At 54.4% G+C, this 21,202-nt stretch carries 15 protein-coding genes; 7 read left to right on the forward strand and 8 right to left on the reverse strand.

Annotated features, from left to right (window positions below; genetic code table 11):
• Positions 1–64 precede the first annotated feature (64 nt).
• The 3 genes from hrpA to EF096_RS14865 form a co-directional block, all read right to left on the reverse strand.
• Positions 65–3,964 carry an ATP-dependent RNA helicase HrpA gene (hrpA, locus tag EF096_RS14855; protein ID WP_123890583.1) on the reverse strand — a complete coding sequence of 1,300 codons (3,900 nt, stop codon included), beginning with the start codon at positions 3,962–3,964 and terminating at the stop codon, positions 65–67.
• A gap of 87 nt (positions 3,965–4,051) precedes the next feature.
• A complete protein-coding gene (fadD1, locus tag EF096_RS14860; RefSeq protein ID WP_123890584.1) occupies positions 4,052–5,737 on the reverse strand; it encodes a long-chain-fatty-acid--CoA ligase FadD1 in 1,686 nt (561 codons plus the stop codon).
• A 243-nt stretch (positions 5,738–5,980) separates the two neighbouring features.
• Positions 5,981–7,669, reverse strand: a complete 1,689-nt coding sequence (locus EF096_RS14865) for a long-chain-fatty-acid--CoA ligase (RefSeq protein WP_123890585.1) — start codon at positions 7,667–7,669, stop codon at positions 5,981–5,983.
• A gap of 242 nt (positions 7,670–7,911) precedes the next feature.
• Between EF096_RS14865 and EF096_RS14870 the strand changes: the two genes are divergently transcribed.
• Positions 7,912–8,859 (forward strand): alpha/beta fold hydrolase, encoded by a 948-nt coding sequence (locus tag EF096_RS14870; RefSeq protein WP_123890586.1) that lies wholly within the window; start codon positions 7,912–7,914, stop codon positions 8,857–8,859.
• Positions 8,846–9,313 (forward strand): MaoC/PaaZ C-terminal domain-containing protein, encoded by a 468-nt coding sequence (locus EF096_RS14875; RefSeq protein WP_123890587.1) that lies wholly within the window; start codon positions 8,846–8,848, stop codon positions 9,311–9,313. The genes EF096_RS14870 and EF096_RS14875 overlap by 14 nt, the downstream gene beginning before the upstream one ends.
• 121 nt (positions 9,314–9,434) lie before the next feature.
• Here EF096_RS14875 and EF096_RS14880 read toward each other — a convergent pair whose 3' ends face one another.
• The 3 genes from EF096_RS14880 to EF096_RS14890 form a co-directional block, all read right to left on the reverse strand.
• Complete coding sequence (locus EF096_RS14880) at positions 9,435–10,613, reverse strand: vWA domain-containing protein (RefSeq protein ID WP_123890588.1); 1,179 nt, start codon at positions 10,611–10,613, stop codon at positions 9,435–9,437.
• Between the two features lie 140 nt (positions 10,614–10,753).
• A complete protein-coding gene (locus tag EF096_RS14885) occupies positions 10,754–11,599 on the reverse strand; it encodes an AAA family ATPase (protein WP_123890589.1) in 846 nt (281 codons plus the stop codon).
• A 152-nt stretch (positions 11,600–11,751) separates the two neighbouring features.
• The gene (locus EF096_RS14890) at positions 11,752–12,822 is read right to left on the reverse strand and encodes a DUF748 domain-containing protein (RefSeq protein WP_123890590.1); all 1,071 of its coding nucleotides are present in this window, start codon (positions 12,820–12,822) and stop codon (positions 11,752–11,754) included.
• Between the two features lie 130 nt (positions 12,823–12,952).
• Here EF096_RS14890 and cysK point away from each other — a divergent pair, with 130 nt between their 5' ends.
• The 4 genes from cysK to EF096_RS14910 all read left to right on the forward strand — a co-directional run bounded on the left by cysK (position 12,953) and on the right by EF096_RS14910 (position 17,104).
• On the forward strand, positions 12,953–13,927 hold the full coding sequence (cysK, locus tag EF096_RS14895) for a cysteine synthase A (RefSeq protein ID WP_123890591.1): 975 nt from the start codon (positions 12,953–12,955) through the stop codon (positions 13,925–13,927).
• Positions 13,928–14,042: 115 nt separating this feature from the next.
• Positions 14,043–15,758: a bifunctional isocitrate dehydrogenase kinase/phosphatase gene (aceK, locus tag EF096_RS14900; protein ID WP_123890592.1), complete on the forward strand. Its 1,716-nt coding sequence runs from the start codon at positions 14,043–14,045 to the stop codon at positions 15,756–15,758.
• 285 nt (positions 15,759–16,043) lie between these two features.
• Positions 16,044–16,250, forward strand: coding sequence for a cold-shock protein (locus tag EF096_RS14905; RefSeq protein ID WP_123890593.1), 207 nt, complete (start codon positions 16,044–16,046; stop codon positions 16,248–16,250).
• Between the two features lie 272 nt (positions 16,251–16,522).
• A complete protein-coding gene (locus tag EF096_RS14910) occupies positions 16,523–17,104 on the forward strand; it encodes a TetR/AcrR family transcriptional regulator (protein ID WP_123890594.1) in 582 nt (193 codons plus the stop codon).
• A gap of 24 nt (positions 17,105–17,128) precedes the next feature.
• Here EF096_RS14910 and EF096_RS14915 read toward each other — a convergent pair whose 3' ends face one another.
• The gene (locus tag EF096_RS14915) at positions 17,129–17,500 is read right to left on the reverse strand and encodes an MFS transporter (protein ID WP_123890595.1); all 372 of its coding nucleotides are present in this window, start codon (positions 17,498–17,500) and stop codon (positions 17,129–17,131) included.
• 54 nt (positions 17,501–17,554) lie between these two features.
• On the opposite strand from EF096_RS14915, the gene EF096_RS14920 reads away from it, so the two are divergent.
• Positions 17,555–19,573 carry a S9 family peptidase gene (locus EF096_RS14920; RefSeq protein WP_123890596.1) on the forward strand — a complete coding sequence of 673 codons (2,019 nt, stop codon included), beginning with the start codon at positions 17,555–17,557 and terminating at the stop codon, positions 19,571–19,573.
• A 75-nt stretch (positions 19,574–19,648) separates the two neighbouring features.
• Here EF096_RS14920 and putP read toward each other — a convergent pair whose 3' ends face one another.
• Positions 19,649–21,124 (reverse strand): sodium/proline symporter PutP, encoded by a 1,476-nt coding sequence (putP, locus tag EF096_RS14925; protein WP_123890597.1) that lies wholly within the window; start codon positions 21,122–21,124, stop codon positions 19,649–19,651.
• Positions 21,125–21,202 lie beyond the last annotated feature (78 nt).

Here is a 21,202-nt window from a genome sequence, read left to right on the forward strand (position 1 = left end):
CTGCTCCACCTGAAATCCTTGTAGCGTTTTGTTGTTGCCGGCCAGTGTAACGGCCGCCTGCTTCTCAGGCTGTGATTTCGCGCCAAAGTTTCGCCAGGCGCTTTGCCGAAACCGGCATGCGCGTACCTAGCTGCTGGGCAAACAGCGACACCCGGTATTCTTCGAGCATCCAGCGCCACTCATCCAATCGCGCATCCCAGCGGCCTTCGCGGCGCATTTTCTCGGCTAGCGCCTGATACTGTTGCCAAAACCCCTGCAGTTCGTCGGTCCAGGCGCGATCACGCGGCACCTGGCCTGGCAGCTTGTCGAGGCGCTGCTCGATAGCACTCAAATAGCGTGGGTACTGCCCTAGCCACTCGGTGGGTACGGTACGGGCAAAACCGGGGTAGACCAGGTTCGCCAGCTGATCACGCACATCATTCATCGCCAGCGCATGAGCCAGTTCCACCTTGCCCTTGAAGCGCTTACGCAGGCCGTGCCACTGCTTGAGTATCCCCAACACTTGCTGCGCCAGTTGTTCAGCACTGGGGACCCAATCTGCCCGTTTTTGCTCAAGCAGTTCCTTGAGCCCCGCGGGGTCACGAGGCAGCTCTTCAGCGTCCGCGAGGAAGACCCGGTCAATCGCGCCGAGCAACACGTCATCGGTGAGCTGTTTCTGGGTGCCCAACTCGCGATAGTAGATAGCCGCATCCTTGAGCGCCTGGGTCTTCTGCCTTAGCAGCCGGGCCTGTTCCGGTAGTGCCTGCAATAACAGGCGCTGTATACCCAGGCGATGCTGCTGAGCGGCTATCTGAGGCACATCGAATAGCTTTTCAATCACCTCGTCGCCCTGCTCTACCCAGGCCGGATAAACATTGACTGCGATACCTGCCTGCTTACGGATCAAACTACCGGGTAAAGCGTAGGAACCGGGCGGCTGAGTATTTTCGTCGCGCGGCGAGGCGTCTTGATCGCTGCTGGACTCGGGCTCCATCGGTCGCCCTTCCAGCTCACCGCAAAGCGCACTGTAATCTCGGCCGCTGCAGATCACGCTACCGCTGGCGTCGACCACCTCAATACGCATGTTGAGGTGGTCTTCCAGCTCAATGTTATCCCAGCTCTGCTCATCCAATCGAACCCCGGTCATGCGGGTCAGCTCGCGGCCCAGTGCCTGGGTCAGACTGCCTTCAGCAAACGGCATGCGCTCAAGCGCTGCGCGCACAAAATCGGGCACCGGCACAAAGTTTTTGCGCAATGCCTTGGGCAAGCCGCGCACCAGCGCCACGCACTTATCAAAGATCAAGCCGGGCACCAGCCACTCCAGCCGGCTCTGCGGAATACGGCGTAACAACGAAGCCGGTATTTTGACCGTGACACCGTCTTCGCGATGGCCTGGCTCAAAGTGATAACTAAGTGGTAGCGCAACCGATTCCCAACGCAACACATCGGGATAGAGATCGGCACTGACCTCATCGGCCTCCCGTTGTAGCAGGTCCTCACGGGTCATGTGCAATAACGTGGGCTGCTGTTCTGCATTGCGTTTCAGCCAACGCTCGAAGCTCGCCAGTTGGACGGTATCGGCTGGTATATGCTGATCAAAAAAGCGGTACAGCGTCTCGTCATCCACTACGATGTCGCGTTTACGCGACTTGGCCTCAAGCGCATCCAGCTCACTGATGAGCTGCTGATTGGCCTTGTTGAATGCCGCCCGACCATGCCATTCACCACCCACCAGCGCATGGCGAATAAAGAGCTCGCGCGACACCACGGGATCGATCGGGCCGTAGTGAACTTTGCGCCGCGGGACAATAATTAGCCCATAAAGCGTCACTTGCTCAAAGGCGACTACCTGACCGCGTTTTTTCTCCCAGTGTGGTTCGCTGTAGCTGGTTTTCGTCAGGTGGGCTGCCAATGGCTCAATCCAGGCCGGATCAACCTTGGCTGCCAGGCGACCGTACAACCGTCGTGTCTCGGTCAATTCCGCCACCATGACCCACGCCGGTTTCTTCTTTGCCAGCGCAGATGACGGATGCAGCAGAAACCGCCGTTGCCGTGCCCCGAGGTAGTCCCCTTCTTCGGTCTTGTTACCGAGATGACTAAGCAGGCCGGACAACAGGGCCTTGTGAATCGACTCATGGCCTGCGGCCTGGGTGTTCTCCTTGAGCCCCAGGTCACGGCACGTCAGACGGATCTGCCGATGGGTTTCGCGCCACTCGCGCAGCCGCAAAAAGTTCAGAAAGTTGCGCCGACACCAACTACGCAATTGCCCCTGTGTCAGCGCCTGACGTTGCTGTTCGTGCCCTGCCCACAAGTTAAGAAAAGCGGCAAAGTCCGACACCTCATCGGCCCACTGCGTATGCGCCTGGTCTGCGGCCTGCTGCTTCTCCATAGGCCTTTCACGCGGATCCTGAACCGACAATGCACTGGCAATAACGGCAACTTCATGCAGACAGTCCTGCTGTGCGCCTTCGAGCAACATGCGCCCGATTCGCGGGTCCACCGGCAGTCGGGCCAATTGCCGACCCAGATGACTCATCGCACCAGCGCGATCAACCGCGCCCAACTCCTGCAGCAAGGTAAAACCATCGCTGATGGCGCGGCTATCCGGCGGTTCAATAAAGGGGAAATCTTCGATACGGCCTAGGCGCAGATGCAGCATCTGCAGTATCACCGACGCCAAATTGGTACGACGAATCTCCGGATCGGTGAAGGCTGGACGGCCGTTAAAGTCATCCTCGGCATACAAGCGCACACAAATCCCCGGAGCAACCCGGCCGCAGCGGCCCTTGCGCTGATTAGCGCTGGCTTGCGACACCGCTTCAATCGGCAACCGCTGTACTTTCGAGCGCGGGCTATAACGGCTGATACGCGCCTCACCCGGATCTATCACGTAGACGATGCCCGGCACCGTCAGGGAGGTTTCTGCGACGTTGGTGGCCAGCACGACACGGCGGCCAGCGTGGGAGGCAAAGATCTTCTGTTGCTCGGCTGCTGACAACCGCGCGTAGAGTGGCAAAATTTCCGTGTGTTTGAGGTTTGCCTTGCGCAGATAGTCAGCCGTATCGCGAATTTCGCGTTCGCCCGGCAGGAAGATCAGTACATCGCCGGGCGGCTGCCGCTGCGTACGTTCATGCTCATCAATTTCGCGTAGCGCGGAGACGATGCCCTGATCAATACTCAGGTCTTCTTCTACAACATTACCTTCTTCGTCCTGTTCCGCACTTAGCGGCCGATACCAGACGTCCACTGGAAAGGTTCGACCCGAAACTTCAATCACTGGCGCGTTATCAAAATGCTGAGAGAAGCGTTCAAGGTCAATGGTTGCGGACGTAATGATCACTTTTAGATCAGGCCGCTTGGACAGAATAGTTTTCAGATACCCGAGCAGAAAGTCGATATTCAGGCTGCGTTCATGGGCTTCATCGATGATGATGGTGTCGTAACGATTAAGAAATCGATCATTCTGGGTCTCGGCGAGCAGGATACCGTCGGTCATCAGTTTGATCAGCGACTTTTCAGAGCTTTGATCGGTAAAGCGCACCTGAAAGCCCACCAGTTCACCCAGTGGCGTCGCCAGCTCATCAGCAATTCGGCTAGCCACACTCCGTGCCGCCAGACGACGCGGTTGTGTGTGACCAATCAGCCCGCGCGTGCCACGGCCCAGCTCCAGACAGATCTTGGGTAACTGAGTAGTTTTACCCGAACCGGTTTCACCCGCGATGACGACCACCTGGTGCGCAGCAATGGCCGCTTTGATCTGCTCACGCTTCTCGGCGATCGGCAAACTATCGACAAAGCGAATGTTCGGGATACTCGCCTGACGCGCCTCCACCTTGGCAGCGGAGGCCTCAAACCGTTTGACCCAGTCGCTGCTGGCTTTGGCGTCCGCGCCCTCACCCAGCTTGCGATACTGCTGCTGCAAGCGGTTGCGGTCAGCCACCATAACACGGGAAAAGTCGGGAGTACGAGTATCTAAGGCTGGCATGGAGCATCCTGTAGCATGAAAAAGCCCCGCTTGGCTTAGCCAGGCGGGGCTTCATTGTCGCAAAAATACGACCACTATTGCAGGCGTTTAGCCTGCCAGTTTCTTCAACTCTTCGTCGCGTAGTTCGCGGCGTAGAATCTTGCCGACGTTGGTGGTCGGCAAGCTGTCGCGAAACTCGACAAACTTGGGTACTTTGTAGGCGGTCAGGTTACTGCGCATGTGCTCCTTGACCTCTGCTTCGCTCAGGTTGGTGCCCGCACTCTTGACCAGGAACACCTTGATGGCCTCGCCAGACTTCTCATCCGGCACGCCAATAGCGGCACACTGAGCAACACCTGGAATGGCTGCCATAACGTCTTCCAGCTCATTCGGATACACATTGAAACCCGAGACCAGAATCATGTCTTTCTTGCGGTCAACAATGCGCAGGTAACCATCTTCCTGAATGATCGCAATATCGCCCGTCTTGAGCCAGCCGTCCGCATCGAGGATTTCTTCGGTCGCTTCCTTACGCTGCCAGTAGCCCTTCATCACCTGCGGCCCCTTCACGCACAACTCACCGCGCTCACCAAGCGGCAGCTCGTTGTTGTCATCATCAATCACTTTGCACAGCGTAGACGGGACCGGGATACCAATAGTGCCCAAACGGATGTCGCTGATGGGATTGACCGTCGCAACCGGGCTGGTTTCCGTCATGCCAAAACCTTCGCACACCGGGCTGCCAGTCACTTCCTTCCAGCGCTCAGCGGTAGCCAACTGCAGCGCCATGCCGCCAGAAAGTGTGATTTTGAAGCCGGTAAAATCCAGCGCCCGAAACGCTGCGTTATTACACAGGCCAGCAAACAAGGTATTGAGACCCACAAAACCAGTAAAGCGATGCTGCGCCAGCTCTTTGACGAAGGCATCCATATCGCGGGGATTGGTAATCAGAATATTGTGGTTACCGCTGAGCATCATCGCCATGCAGTGAAAGGTAAAGGCGTAGATGTGATATAGCGGCAAGGGGCAAATAATCACCTCTTCGCCATCAATCATGTTGGCGCCCATCAGCGCCTTGGCCTGCAACATGTTGGCAACCAGATTGCGGTGGGTCAGCATGGCACCCTTGGCAACGCCGGTTGTGCCGCCAGTGTATTGCAGCACCGCCAGATCCTCGGCGGCAGGCGTAGCCTCAGTGAACGTGAGGCTGCGGCCTTTCGCCATGGCATCGTTGAATTTGACCATGCCGGGAATTGAGTATGCAGGCACCATCTTCTTGACGTGCTTGACGACGGTGTTTACCAGGAACCGTTTCAAAGGCGGCAGCATATCGCCCACTTCGGTAACGATGACCTTCTTTACGCCCGTTTTAGGCACTACCTCTTCCGCCAAATGAGCCATATTGGCCAGGCAAACCAAGGCTTTGGCACCCGAGTCGTTAAACTGATGCTCCATTTCCCGCGGTGTGTAAAGCGGGTTAGTGTTCACCACGACATAGCCAGCGCGCATAGCACCAAAGACTACGACAGGATATTGCAGTACGTTTGGCATCTGTACCGCAATACGATCACCAGGCTGCAGGCCGCTGTGCTTCTGCAGATAGGCTGCGAAATGACCAGAAAGGGTGTAAATCTCACCGTAGGTGAGCGTTTTGCCAAGATTGGTAAAAGCAGGCTTATTGGCGAAGCGTTCGCAGGACTCTTTGAGAACAGCCAGAATATTAGGGTACTGATCGGGATTGATTTCTGAGGAAACGCCCGCTGGATATTTATCTTTCCAGAAATTCTCAAGCATAAAAGCCCGCTCCTGAACGCAATCGGCATGAATTTGCCGCTGATGTCTTATGGTTTTAAGGTGCTTATAAGCACATTTCGCTGCAGATTTATAAAATATCCTTATATCTGCAATCGAGGCGTTCCGAAGACTATCAGCTTTTCCGGGGGCAGACCAGCACCCCCGAAAACGGCTCTAACACGCGGACTACGCGCTGTTGCGCGATTCGTGTGATTGACTGAGCAGTCACACGCCTGGGAAATTCTACTTCTCGTCGCGCAGCTCCCGGCGCAAAATTTTGCCCACTGCGGACATAGGCAGAGACTCTCTGATCTCGAAGTACTTGGGTACCTTGTAGCCTGTAAAGTTAGCCCGACAGTAGTCCTTCAACTCGTCAACGGTCAGGTCTTTTGAGTTTGCGACAACAAACAGCTTAACGGCTTCACCGGATTTTTCATCCGGCACACCCACAGCTGCAGCATTGGCTACTTTGGGATGGGCGGCTACGACGTCTTCAATTTCATTCGGATAAACGTTGAACCCCGATACAATGATCAAATCCTTGATGCGGTCAACAATGGATACAAAGCCGTCAGCATCAATGATTGCCACGTCGCCCGTATGGAACCAGCCGTCGGCATCCAGCACTTCCTCGGTTGCCTCAGGACGGTTCCAGTAGCCTTTCATCACCTGCGGCCCCTTCACGCAAAGCTCACCACGTTCGCCGATGTCCAGCTCACGACCTTCCTCATCTACTACCTTGAGCGCTGTACCTACGGCGGCAAGACCTACACTGCCAATACGTGCCAGGCCATCACCCGGGCTTGAGGTCACCACGGGCGAACACTCGGTCAAGCCATAACCCTCACCAATCTTGCAGCCGGTTTTCTTCTCCCAGCGCTCCGCTGTCGCCTTCACCAGCGCCGTGCCACCGGAGCCTGTGGTTTTAAGGTGCGAGAAGTCGATCTGGTCAAATTCCGGATGATCCATCAAGGCAACAAAGAGCGTATTCAAGCCAACAACTGAGGAGAACGGCCACTTTTTCAGTTCAGCAACAAAGCCGGGAATGTCCCGCGGATTGGTAATCAATACGTTGTGGTGCCCGGCGATCATCATGCACATGCAATTAACGGTAAAGGCAAAGATGTGGTAAAGCGGCAACGGAGCAATAACAACTTCACCTGCGTCGTTGCTGATCTTTTTGCCGTCGCTGCCAATTTGCTGCATGTTGGCATACACCTGCTGCATATTCGCGACCAGATTACCGTGCGTCAGCATGGCGCCCTTGGCCACACCCGTAGTACCGCCGGTATATTGCAGCACGGCAACGTCATCGAGCGTTTTGGTCACTGCAGAGGGGCTCTGGCCCTGGCACTGTTTCAACGCTTTCTTGAAGGACACTGCCTGGGGTAGTTGATAGTCAGGCACCATCTTTTTGACGTATTTAACTGCCGCATTAGTGATGATGCCCTTGAGACCAGGCAGCATGTCACCAATACGTGCTTCAAAAAGAAATTCGATCTCGGTGTCGGGCAGTACTTCCTGCACCAGGTGTCCAAACACATTCATGAAGATCAACGCGCGCGCGCCCGAATCCTTGAACTGGTGGCGCATTTCGCGGGCTGTGTATAGAGGGTTAGTGTTAACCACGACCAACCCCGCGCGCATCGCACCATAAACGGCGATAGGAAACTGCAGCACATTAGGCATCTGGACTGCGATACGGTCGCCAGGCTGCAGGTTGGTATGTTGCTGCAGATAGGCGGCAAACGCAGCGGAATAGCGGTCGAGGTCAGCATAACTGAGCGTGACGCCCATATTGCTGAACGCCGGGCGGTCACCGTGCTTGGCACAGGCTTGCTGGAAGACATCAATGATTGATGAGTACTGGGCGGTATCAATCGTGGTTGGGACACCGTTAGGCCGTTTATCGTCCCAGAAGGATGCGTCCATTATTTTTATCCTCTTTCGCTTAGTGCATTTGTTATGAGCTGATCTGGCTAGCGACAAGCCCTGACTCGATTGTCTGAGTCAGTCGATTGCGCAAAGATTCTCAAAACTAACAGCTGACTCACCAAATACAAACTGCGGATGTGTTTCATTTGGTTTGTGAATATCACGCATCTCTCGCCCCGAACGCAGGCACTGGATTAACCTGTCAGGACCCAGAATAAAAAATCAGGACACCATCCACTATGGATTCCGCCAGCAGCTCAAGCAGTGTTAACACCCGCGATTTGAACATGATGCCGCAATGGCAACCTGCAGACCGGATTCGCGCCAATCTGATCATTTGCCACGGCATGGCAGAGCATGGTGCGCGCTATGCCAGGCTGGCCAAGGCTCTTACTCGCCAAGGCATTGCCGTTTACGCCCCCAACTTGCGTGGCCACGGGCCTGATGCAGCCAGCCAGCTGGGCCAGTTAGTGGGGGGCTGGGCGGCACTGGAAGCCGATCTACTGCATTGGGTCCAGTCAGTGCGTTCACTCTGCCCTGACACTCCGCTGATACTACTGGGGCACAGCATGGGCTCTTACCTGGTACAGGGTTTTCTGCTGCAGCATTCGGCATTGATCGATGCAGTCATCCTCAGTGGAAGCAATGCTCATCCGCCCGGGCTCAGCCGGGTTGGCCGCCTGGCGGCACGTATTGAGGGCTTGATGCGCGCGGATGGCGCTGCCGCTGAGACACTTGGCAAGCTCAGTTTCGGTCAATTCAACAAGGCATTTACCCCAAATCGTACCGAATTCGACTGGCTTAGCCGCGATCTAGCCGAAGTGGATGCCTATATCAATGACCCCATGTGTGGCTTCACTCTGAGCGCTGACTACTGGCAGGAGCTGTTTTCAACCCTGCTGCGAATTGCCAATAGAGAGCAGTTGCAGCACATAAGACCCACCTTGCCGCTACTGATCATGGGTGGCGACGCAGATCCGGTCAGCGCCGGCCACGGCTTACGCAAATTACAACAACGCTTGCAGCAGGCACAGCTCAAAAAGGTAGAATTGCTGCTCTATCCGCAAGCCCGTCACGAGGTCTTTAACGAGATCAACCGGGATCAGGTTACCAGCGACATGCTGAGCTGGATAATGACCACTCTTTCACTCGACAGCCTAGGAAATCCTGCTGATGAAAATGCTTGAAAACCGCACCTACGACGAACTCAATGTGGGCGATAGCGTTCGTGTTGACCACCTGGTCAAAGAGCGCGACCTGATCCTGTTTGCCGAGGTGTCCGGCGATGTAAACCCGGTGCACCTGGACGAGGCTTTTGCGGCCAACACCCCCTTCAAGGGCCGTATCGCCCACGGTATGTTTTCCGGTGCGCTCATATCGGCAACCATCGCCTGCGAGCTGCCTGGCCCGGGCACTATCTATATCGGCCAGGAAATGAGCTTTCTGCGCCCGGTACGCCTGGACGACACCATCAGCATCGAGCTGGAAGTGCTCGAAAAGCTGCCGAAAAACCGGGTCAAAATCGCTACCCGCGTGTTCAACCAGGACGGCAAAAAGGTGGTTGACGGTGTGGCAACCGTCATGGCGCCAACCGAAAAAACAGCTATTCCTAAACCGGCACTTCCGCCTATCAGCTTTTAAGCTGGAAGCTGGAAAGTCTTGGGGGTCAGGGACCTAGGGTCAACTGTGATAGCCAAAATTAATTCCAGCCACTTCAGACTTTTAGCTTCAAGCTTCCAGCATTTGAGTAAATAGCGGCTGGCTATTTACTCAAATGTCGCATCCCGTCCTCTAAGCCCTGCAAGGTCAGCGGGTACATTTTGTCTTCGATCAGATCACGCATGATCTGGGTCGAGGTTGTGTACTCCCAGGCATCCTTGGGATACGGATTGATCCAGATAAGCTTTTTGTACTTCTCTTTAAAGCGCTGAATCCATACGTGACCGGCTTCCTCATTCCAGTGTTCAACACTGCCGCCAGGCTGGGTGATTTCGTAAGGTGCCATGGCAGCATCACCGACGAAGATCACTTTATAGTCAGGACCATACTTGTGCAGCAAATCAATGGTCGAGGTGCGCTCACTGGTGCGACGCATATTGTTCTTCCAAACTGATTCGTAAACACAGTTGTGGAAGTAATAGTATTCAAGGTGTTTGAACTCGGTTCTGCAGGCCGAAAACAACTCCTCGCACACCTTGATATGCGCATCCATAGAACCGCCGATATCAAACAACAAAAGCAGTTTGACCGCATTGCGGCGTTCCGGACGCATCTGAATATTCAGCAGCCCCGCATCCTTGGCGGTGTGATCAATGGTGCCGTCAATATCCAGCTCGTCTGCGGCGCCCTGGCGAGCAAACTTGCGCAGCCGTCGCAGTGCAACCTTGATATTGCGAGTACCCAGCTCAACCTGGTCGTCCAGATTCTTGTACTCGCGCTGATCCCACACCTTGGCTGCCCTGCCCTGGCGCTTGCCGGCGTCACCAACGCGAATGCCTTCGGGATTATAACCACCGGAGCCAAACGGACTGGTGCCGCCGGTTCCTACCCACTTGTTACCACCTTCATGCCGCTCTTTCTGCTCTTCGAGACGTTTCTTGAACTCCTCAATCAGCTTGTCGAGACCACCGAGAGACTCAATCTTGGCCTTTTCCTCGTCACTCAGCATGCGCTCGAACTCTTTGCGCAGCCAGTCATCCGGGATCATCGCCTCGATCAGTTGATCAAGGTTTTCCAGCCCCTTGAAGTAGGCGCCGAACGCACGGTCGAACTTGTCGAAATGACGCTCGTCCTTAACCATGACCGTACGCGCCAGATAGTAAAACTCGTCCATGTCGGCAAAAACGACGTGGTGCTTGAGCGCGTTGATCAGATCGAGCAGTTCGCGTACCGATACCGGCACCTTGGCTGCCCGCATTTCATTGAACAGGCCCAGTAACATGGGCACCTCCCAGTCGGGGAAACACAGTAAAAGTCAGCACGCGAGTTAAAACAGACAGGGCAATACAGCCTCTGCACCGCCCTTACCCTTGTTAGCAATAACTAGCTGCCATCTCGCGCACTATGGTCTTCGGTGTTTCCTTAGCGGTTTTGACGGCGGGTCATGAAGGCCAGACGTTCAAGTAGCTGCACGTCTTGCTCATTCTTGACCAGCGCCCCGTAAAGCGGAGGAATCGCCTTGGTGGGATCGCGGTCACGCAACACCGCTTCGGGGATCTGATCGGCCATCAACAACTTAAGCCAATCAACCAATTCAGAGGTAGAGGGCTTCTTCTTCAGGCCGGGCACCTTGCGCACGTCAAAGAAGATATCCATGGCCTCAGACAACAAATGCGTCTCGATCTTGGGGAAATGCACATCAACGATCTTCTTCATCGTGTCGCGATCAGGGAATGCGATGTAATGGAAGAAACAACGGCGCAGGAACGCATCCGGCAGCTCTTTTTCGTTGTTGGAGGTAATGATGATAATTGGACGTTTTTTAGCCTTGATCGTCTGATTGGTCTCGTAGACGTAGAACTCCATCTTGTCGAGCTCTTGCAGCAAGTCGTTCGGGAACTCGATATCGGCCTTGTCGATTTCATCGATCAGCAGAATGGCGCGCTCTTCAGACTCAAAGGCCTCCCAGAGCTTGCCCTTCTTGATGTAGTTGGCGACGTCATGCACCTTGTCGACACCCAGCTGAGAATCACGCAAACGGCTGACCGCATCGTACTCGTACAAACCCTGATGCGCTTTGGTCGTGGACTTGATGTGCCAGGTAATCAGTTTGGCGCCCAAAGACTCTGCCAATTGCTCGGCGAGCATGGTCTTGCCTGTGCCAGGCTCACCCTTGATCAGCAGCGGACGTTCCAGGGTGATGGCAGCGTTAACTGCCAGTTTCAGGTCGTCGGTAGCGACGTAGGACTGAGTGCCTTCAAACTTCATCGGATATTCCTTGGGCCGAAGCCCGGTTAGACCAGGCAATACGTAGGAGAAATGTGATCTGAAACTATAGCGCGCAGGCAAATCAGCTGTAAACGCAGGTAGAGCATTCAAAATTTGAATGATATGGCGCCATCACTATAAGCAAGACCGCTTTAACGCTCGTCCTGAACCTGCTCAAAGCGCGCACTGAAGGCCTCGACAAAGGCGTTCCTGAGGATACCCAAAAAGGCTTGAAAAGAGCTGACGTCAGCCTGCTCTACACTGCCGGACAGCTCGACACGGGTCGCAAACTGATCCAACTTTTGATTCTGCAGCACTTGCTGGCTACCGCCGACAACCGCTTCCCAGATACCTCGAAACAGGCTTTTGTCCTCGTTCTGAAGGTCCTGCTTCATATCAAACACATCAACGTTGCGCAGCAGTGGTTTGACGTAGCCGCTGAGCTGACTGTCACGCACCTTGGCTTCAACCACCAGATCACCCGTACCATCTTTAAAGTCGAAGTTGCCGTAAGCAGAGGCAAAGTCGTTCAGACGAGGCAACTGCAGATCCGTCATGCGCAAACGAAAATCAAAATTCTGCATGCGCACCAGCGGGTCAAATTTGGCTGAGGCTTCAATTGGCGCCTGCCCGAGAAACAACCCCTTCCCCTCAGCGCTGGCGTCGCGCGAGCCCTCTTGCTGCTTGGCATTGGTCAAATTCAGAATCGTCAGATCAAGCTCATTCACATACAGGTTAACCGGCGGCTCAGAGTTAAAATTGCGGAAGGCGACCATACCTTTATTGACATCGACTCGGTCAAGCAGCACAGGCAGAATCGACTGGACTTTTTCACGCCAGTCCACGCCTTTACCGGCCTGTTTCTGCTCATCGGTATCACCATCAACAAAGTTTAGCTGAGGTTCATTGAGTTCCATTTCGGCGACCAGAACACCATCACTCCAGAACGGACGCAGACGAATCTTGACGTTGGTTTCGGGTAACCGCAGGAAAGGCGCCTGAGTATTGCCATTTACCTTAATAATCTCGAGGCCTTGCATGCGGTATGCACCCCGCCACAGCACTATGTCTACGTCGTCAACGTGGCCACGGTAATCCCCCATACTGGCCATCTTCTGGTTAAGCACGTCCTTGACATAAACAGGCAGCAAAAAGTGCACGAGCAATAACAAGATTGCCAACAGCACGATAGGAATCAGCAGGTAACGCGTTTTTCGGTTCATTGCAGATTGACCTTATCGGCTAACGACAGTTCATCTCAATTGACGGATATTGCCCCCGGGCATAGGCTAAATGGCTTATCTGTCGTTAGCCATGCTACCGCATACCACCACTGCCCACAGGAGTTCAGGCATGAGCCGTATTTTTGCAGACAATTCACAGGCCATCGGCAATACGCCACTGGTGAGGATCAATCGACTCGGTCCGAAAGGCGTGAATATCCTGGCCAAGATCGAAGGGCGTAACCCCGCCTATTCAGTCAAGTGCCGCATCGGCGCCAGTATGATCTGGGACGCCGAATCATCCGGCCGCTTAAAGCCGGGCATGACCATAGTCGAACCGACCTCAGGTAATACTGGCATCGGCCTGGCCTTTGTCGCCGCCGCCCGTGGCTACAAACTCATGCTAACCATGCCTGCGTCCATGAGCCTGGAGCGGCGCAAGGTACTGAAGGCACTGGGCGCTGAACTGGTATTGACTGAACCGGCCAAGGGTATGAAAGGAGCTATTGAAAAGGCCACTGAACTGGCGCAACAGCATCCCGAGGACTTCATTTTATTGCAGCAGTTCGAGAACCCGGCCAATCCGAGTATCCATGAAAAAACGACAGGCCCGGAAATCTGGAACGACACCGAAGGCAGCATTGATGTGCTGGTATCCGGTGTTGGAACGGGCGGCACCATCACGGGTGTTTCCCGCTATATCAAACAGACCTGTGGCAAGCAGATCATTTCCGTCGCTGTTGAGCCTGTCAGCTCACCCGTCATCAGCCAGACCCTTGCTGGCGAAGAGGTAAAACCCAGTCCGCATAAGATCCAGGGCATTGGCGCTGGCTTTGTACCGGGCAACCTGGACCTGAGCCAGGTTGATCGCGTCGAGCAGGTCAGTGATGACGCGTCAAAAGAAATGGCCCTGCGCCTGATGCGCGAAGAGGGCATTCTGTGCGGGATTTCCTGCGGCGCTGCAATGGCCGCAGCCGTGCGCATTGCTGAAGAACCAGAAATGCAGGGCAAGACTATTGTGGTCATTCTGCCTGACTCGGGTGAACGCTACCTCTCGACCATGCTGTTTGCCGATATGTTCAGCGAACAGGAAAACGTTCAGTAAGCAATGATCGCTGCCGCCACGGATGTGTGCGGCAGTTTCTATCTCGCTGACGCTTCCGCACAGCGCCTCGACTAGCTATGCTGCTGGGATGACTCTCCGCAACAGGCTATCTTTAATGCCCTACTCTCCCGATCTCATTGCGCAACAGATACTGGCAGGCTTCGATTTATACCGTGCCGAGTTCCGTGAATTGACTGCCGGTGCCCGTGAGCGCTTCGAACAGGCGCGCTGGAACGATATTCAGGAAGCGTCAACCCAGCGTATCAACGCCTATGAAGACCAGGTACATCGTACTGCAAAGGAGCTTGCAGCCTCCGAGGCAGGTTCCTCAGTAACTGACGCTGCCAACTGGCCCGCTATTCGCCTGGCCTACATAGACGCCATTGAGGAGCGTTTTGACGGTGAGTTGGCAGAAACCTGGTTTAATTCCATCTTTTATTGTCTGCATCGGCATGACCAGATTAGCGATGAAACCATGTTCGTGCATAGCACTCGACCAGCCAGTCGGCCGCCGTCGCGCAATCCTTTAACCCGTGGCTTCATATCCGATGGCTCACTGCAGAACCTGGCTCGCCAGGTTCTGCAAGAGTTCAGCTTTACTACGCCCTGGGAAGATATTGACCGCGACACCAACATGATTGTCGCTGAACTGCAGCAAGGCCTGCCCGACTGGGCACAGATGGATCACGGACTAACCATCGAACTGGTACAAAACGTGTTCTATCGCAATAAAGGCGCCTACCTGGTCGGACGATTGATCAGCCAACAGGAGCAGTGGCCTTTCGTTCTGCCTCTACTGCACCGCGAGGGTAAGGGCATCAGCGTTGATACCCTGATCACTGATGAGTCGGAAGTTTCGATCATTTTTTCCTTTACCCGCTCCTACTTTATGGTCGAGGCGGCGGTACCCAGCGAAATGGTTGCCTTCCTAAAGCGATTACTCCCTGGAAAGCACATCGCAGAGCTTTATACCGCCATCGGTTTTTATAAACAGGGCAAGTCTGAATTTTACCGCGCGTTGATTTCGCACCTGGCCAATTCGGAAGACCGCTTCATCATGGCGCCTGGTGTACGCGGCATGGTGATGAGCGTATTCACCCTGCCCGGCTTCAATACCGTATTCAAGATCATCAAGGACAAATTCGCACCTTCCAAGAACATCAGCCGCGCCACCGTCATTGAGAAGTATCGACTGGTGAAGCGTCACGACCGCGTGGGTCGTATGGCCGACACCCAGGAATTCGCCGATTTCCGTTTTCCCCGTGATCGCTTTGATCCTGAGTGTCTGCAAGAGCTTTTGGAGGTAGCACCTTCAACTGTGATTGAAGAAGGTGATGTCATCCTGATCCGCCACAGCTGGACCGAAAGGCGCATGACGCCACTCAATATCTACCTGGAAACGGCCAGCGAAACCAAAACCGAAGAAGCACTCTACGACTACGGCAAGTCCATCAAGGAACTGGCAGCGGCCAATATCTTCCCAGGTGACATGCTGCTGAAAAACTTTGGTGTAACCCGCCACGGCCGAGTGGTGTTCTATGACTATGATGAAATCAGCTATCTCACCGAGATCAATTTTCGCGTCATTCCGGAAGCCCTTTACCCAGAGCAAGAGATGGCCTCAGAGCCCTGGTACTCGGTATCCCCTAACGACGTCTTTCCAGAGGAGTTCCCGGTTTTTCTGTTTGCCGACATAAAGCACCGACGACAGTTCTGCAAAATGCATGGCGACCTGTTTGACGCCAGCTACTGGCAGGGCCTGCAGCAGCAGATCAAGGATGGCCAGGTTATTGACGTGTACCCGTACCGCCGGCATCAGCCTGCGGTATAAATAGGTAGCGCTCTTTATATTGTAAAAAAACCGACGAAAGGCGTGTTATTTCTGAAAACTGTCGTATACTGAATTTCGTTTATTCGAGCCCGACAGTGATAAGTGAAGACCTCTTGACTTGTACTACTGAAAGGCGCAGAGTGAGCGCGTAGGTTTTCAAGAGATAGAGTTGTAGGCTGCAAGCGCACTTTTCAGTACGTAAGTTTGTCATTCTCGCAATCTTTGATTCCCACGCTTTAATTGAGTGCAAGCTCAAGTATTTCAATTTGATAGGAATTATCCGAAATGGCAACTGGTACAGTTAAGTGGTTCAACGACACTAAAGGTTTTGGCTTCATCACTCCAGATGGCGGTGGTGATGATCTGTTCGCCCACTTCTCCGAAATCAAGGTACAGGGCTTCAAGTCACTGGCCGAGAACCAGAAGGTGTCTTTCGACATCACTACTGGTCCTAAGGGCAAGCAGGCTGCAAACATTCAGATCGTTGGTTAATCCCAACCTCTGAACCAAAAAACCCGGCTTAGGCCGGGTTTTTTGTTGCCCATAATTTAGTCCCTGCCCTGCCCACGCGCAGAAAAATTGCTCGCCTCACAAGCTCTTACATCGTACCCTATGGCGCATACAGTAGAGGCTTCGGTACCTGCACCATCGCTTATTCAGGCGACGGGTTAACAGCATCCCCATTAGCATCACGCCTCGTTTACCGCAGCCAGCAATACACTTCCCGCCGGCAGCGTCGACCACTATCAAAAGGGGGTTTTTCAGTGGACAATTTGGGTCGTAGTCAAAACCCGGAAGCAGTTAAGGTCATCATCTTTCGTGCCGCCGAGGCTATCGTTAGCGAGCTTGGCGCATCACAACTGACATTTGAAACACTTAGCGCACGCACTGAAATCGCCGAGCCCGATATCAGGTCTCTATTCCCTGACCGGGAAGCCCTACTGACCGCGATGATTGAGTATCGTCTGGAACGCTTCAGGGTGCGCTGGGGCGCTTACGAAAGTGTGCTGCCTGACGAACCAATGCGCGAGCTTAAGGCCTTGCTGCTCAGCAACATGAGTGAGTCCAGCGAGGAAAAGAACCTCGACTCAGCGATTTTTGCAGCAGCAGCCAGTGATCCGGCATTGCTGCAAACCAGTGCTGACAACGTACAGGGTTTGTTCGACATCCTGGCCAAGTCGCCGCTGGGCCTGGCCCAAGCCAGCATTCTGTTTTTCTCGGTTCGCGGTTACCGGCTGTTTGAACAGCTGGGCATGTGCCCAATGACGGACGCGCAACGTACCGAGTTCCAGGAACAGATAATGCGTCTTGCACGCATTATGAACGAGCAGCGTAGCGGCGAATAATCGCCGCTCGACACTCAGTTTGCTTCACTGCTCACTAACGGCCGGCTCACCCCGGCTCCGCAGATGGTGATACAGCGCTCGAAGACCGGCAAACAAAAGGTAGGCAAACAGCGCCCCACCCATTACCAAGGCTATCTCGCTCAGCATACGCGCCTGGTTATCTCCAGTTGATAGGATGGTATCCAGCAGGTAGATCAAAAACGCGGGCGCCTGCCATGCTGAGCTCGCCGCCACTTGAGTTGGCGTAAACAGCAAAACGGCCATTGCTACCCACAATGGTTCACGAATAAACCACCACTTGATCAATCCAGTCAGCTTCCACCAAACCAGCCAGCAGCCTGCTGCTGCTGCCAGATAAAACAGCCACACGGTTTGGTATTCTGATTCATTGAACATCGACAGTTTTCCACTCGGCTAAATTACGCGGCCCATCATAACGGTTTTTATTCCATGCGTCCTGATAACAAACAGCCTCTAGCCCGCCGCCAGAACGGTGCGGACCCTTACGTCTGGTTAGAGCAACGAGAAGCTCCCGAGGTAACCACCTACCTGAACGCAGAGAATGCGTATACCGACGCTTGGCTAGAGCCACATAAAGCGCTCGAACAGTCTTTATTCGAGGAGATTCGTGGCCGTATTCGTGAAACCGATCTGGGCTTACCGAGCCCAAAAGGTAACTGGCTCTACTACCAACGCACAGAAGCAGGCGCCGAATACCCTCGCTTTTACCGCTGCGAAAGATCCGTTGCCGATAGCTTGGAGATACACAAACCCAGCGAGCAACTAATTCTGGATCTGAACAGCCTCGCCAGCGGTGAAGAATTCCTGCAACTTGGCGACTTCAGTATCAGCCCCGACCAGCGCTGGCTAGCCTACAGCCTGGACACACAGGGCGATGAGACCTACCGATTGTTTCTGCTCTCACTGGACGACATGCAAACACAGGAACTTAGTCTGGACGACGCGGACGGCAGCCTGTGCTGGGCACAGGACAACAAGACACTCTTTGCTGTCAGCATGGATGAGACGTCACGCCCGTCGACGCTATGGCGCTTACAGCCAGGCTCTGAGCCGGCACAGGTGTTCCATGACCCGGATCAGCGTTTCTATGTCAGCGCTTACCTGAGTAGCTCAGAGCGCTACATCTGCGTCAGCAGCAATAGTAAAAACACCAGTGAAATACATTACCTTCCCGCAGACAAGCCAACAGCTCAGTTGCGCTGCCTCGCCAGTCGCGAGGCTGACCACGAGTATGATGCGGACCACGGCAGCGATGGCTTCATGATTCGCAGTAATCGACTTGGCGAGATGTTCTGTCTCTATAGCTGCGATGCTGGCAAGCCCGGTCTGGAAAACTGGGAACTGGTGACGCCACCAGACCCACAGCGCACACTGGAAGAGATAAGCCTGCAGAGCACTGCACTGGTACTGCAATATCGCCATCTCGGGCTGACCCAGCTAGAGGTGCGCGTAACTGGCAGCGATAGCTACACCTTGGCGATGCCAGACGCAGTCTATAGTTTGAGCGTACAGGGCGGTGAAGAATATAGCAGCCCACAAATTCGCCTGCGTTACGAGTCGCTCAATCGCCCAGCCGAAGTGCGCGCGCTGACGCTGGCAACCGGCGAACAACATGTGCTCAAGCAAACGCCCGTCGAAGGTATTTTCGATCCCGACGATTATCTGATTGAGCGCTTATGGGCCAAGGCAAAGGACGGCACGCACATCCCCATCAGCTTGATCTGTCACAAAGACACCCAAGGTGAAGCCCCGCTATATCTTTATGGTTACGGCTCCTATGGCGCCTCCATGGACCCCTGGTTTTCTCACGCTCGCCTGTCATTGCTACATCGTGGCTGGGTATTTGCCATCGCTCACGTACGTGGCGGTGCTGACATGGGAGAACACTGGTACCAACAAGGCAAGCTGCAGCATAAAGAGAATACCTTCTCCGACTTTATCGCCTGCGCCGAACACCTGATCAGCACCAACAAAACCAGCCCCCAACACCTGGTCATAGCGGGTGGCAGTGCTGGCGGACTATTGATTGGCACTGTCATTAATCAGCGGCCGGAGTTGTTTGCTGCGGCGGTGGCAGACGTCCCCTTTGTCGATGTCTGGAACACCATGAACAACCCTGACCTGCCACTCACAGTCGGCGAGTACGAAGAGTGGGGGGACGCACGCGAGCCCGAAGTTGCAGCGCGGATTAAAGGCTATGCACCTTATGAAAACGTCACGACTCAAGACTACCCTGCCCTATGGGTTACCGCAGGATTTCATGACGTCAGGGTACAGTACTGGGAAGCAGCAAAGTGGGTTGCCAAGTTACGTCACCTGCGCACCAACGACCAACCCCTGCTGCTGCGCACCCAGATGACCGCCGGCCATGGTGGTGCCAGCGGACGCTACCAGGCGATGCGCGAAGTTGCCGAAGAGTACTGCTTTCTGCTGACGGTAATTACCTAATCTAGCGAGTAGATTAGCCGGACATAAAAAAACCGAACCCACTGCTGGGTTCGGTTTTTTTACAACTAGCGCGCCTTAGAAGCGTGCGTTTACTTCATCAAACTGTGCTTCGATGCTCTTAGACGGTGGAGCCGTCATCAGCGAAACAACAATGATGGCGATCGTTGCAAGGATAAAGCCTGGGATGATTTCGTACAGCCCCCAGATACCCAATTGCTTCCAGACCACAACGGTAACGCCACCAACTATGATGCCGGCCAACGCGCCATTGCGGTTCATACGACGCCAGAACAAGGACAGAATCATGGCTGGACCGAAGGCTGCGCCAAAACCTGCCCAAGCGTAAGATACCAGGCCCAGCACGGTGCTTTCCGGGTTGAATGCAAACATCAGTGCCAGTGCAGCGATACCAATTACTGCGAAGCGACCAACCCATACCAGCTCCTGTTGAGTCGCGTCACGACGGAACAGTGCCTTGTAAAAGTCCTCAGCCAGAGCCGAAGACGATACCAACAGCTGGGAGTCAGCAGTCGACATGATAGCGGCAAGTACGGCGGCCAACAGGATACCAGCAACCAGAGGATGCATCAGCGCCTGAACCAGTGCCAGGAAGACCGTTTCAGCATCAGCCAAACCAGCTTCACCGAAGTAACCGATGCCAATCCAGCCAATCAGCAACGCGGCTACCAGGCACACGCCTGACCAGATCACCGCAATACGACGTGCAGTCGGCATCGCAGCATCACTTTCAATCGCCTTGAAGCGTGCCAGAACGTGTGGCTGACCAAAGTAACCAAGCCCCCAACCCAGCAGAGAGATGATCGCCACAAAGCCCAGAGGTGAGCCGTCAACACCAGTCCAGATATCCAGCAACTCAGGGTTGCGGGCCTCCATCGCACCGTGCACGGCGTCCCAACCACCCAGGGTGTTCAGCGCCATGATAGGCACCAGCACCAACGCAGCTGCCATCAGCAAGCCTTGAATAACGTCGGTCCAGGAGACAGCAAGGAAGCCGCCAAAGAAGGTGTAGGAAATGATTGCCAGCGTACCGACAATAACTGCGATGCTGTAGTCAAAACCAAAGGTGCTTTCGAACAGCTTGCCTGCAGCCACCAGACCAGAACTGGTATAAAACAGGAAGAACAACAGAATAAAGATCGCTGAGATAACGCGCAGCAGGCGGCTTTTATCTTCAAAACGATTTTCAAAGTAAGCCGGTAGCGTCAAGGAGTCACTGGCAGTGTGCGAGTAGACTCGCAAACGGCGTGCGACTATCAGCCAGTTAAGCCAGGTACCAGCCAGCAGGCCCGCAGCAATCCAGATGGCTTCGTAGCCTGCAGTCAAGGCGTAGCCGGGCAAGCCCAACAATAACCAACCACTCATATCTGAGGCGCCAGCTGATAGAGCTGCTGTTCCCGGCCCCAATGATCGGCCGCCCAGAATGTAATCGGATAGATTGGTGGTGCGCTTGTAGGCTATGTAACCGAGGGCGAGCATGACCCCGATATAGACCACGAACGTGGCCGTCACAATTGCGGTGTTACCGTCCATTATTCTTCTCTCTCTTGTTTGCTGAAGTATCCCAGCTTTAACTATCCTTGCTGAATAGGCTTCCCTGTTGCTATAGCA

The organism is Pseudomonas neustonica (genome assembly GCF_003797945.1).
GTDB lineage: Bacteria > Pseudomonadota > Gammaproteobacteria > Pseudomonadales > Pseudomonadaceae > Halopseudomonas > Halopseudomonas neustonica.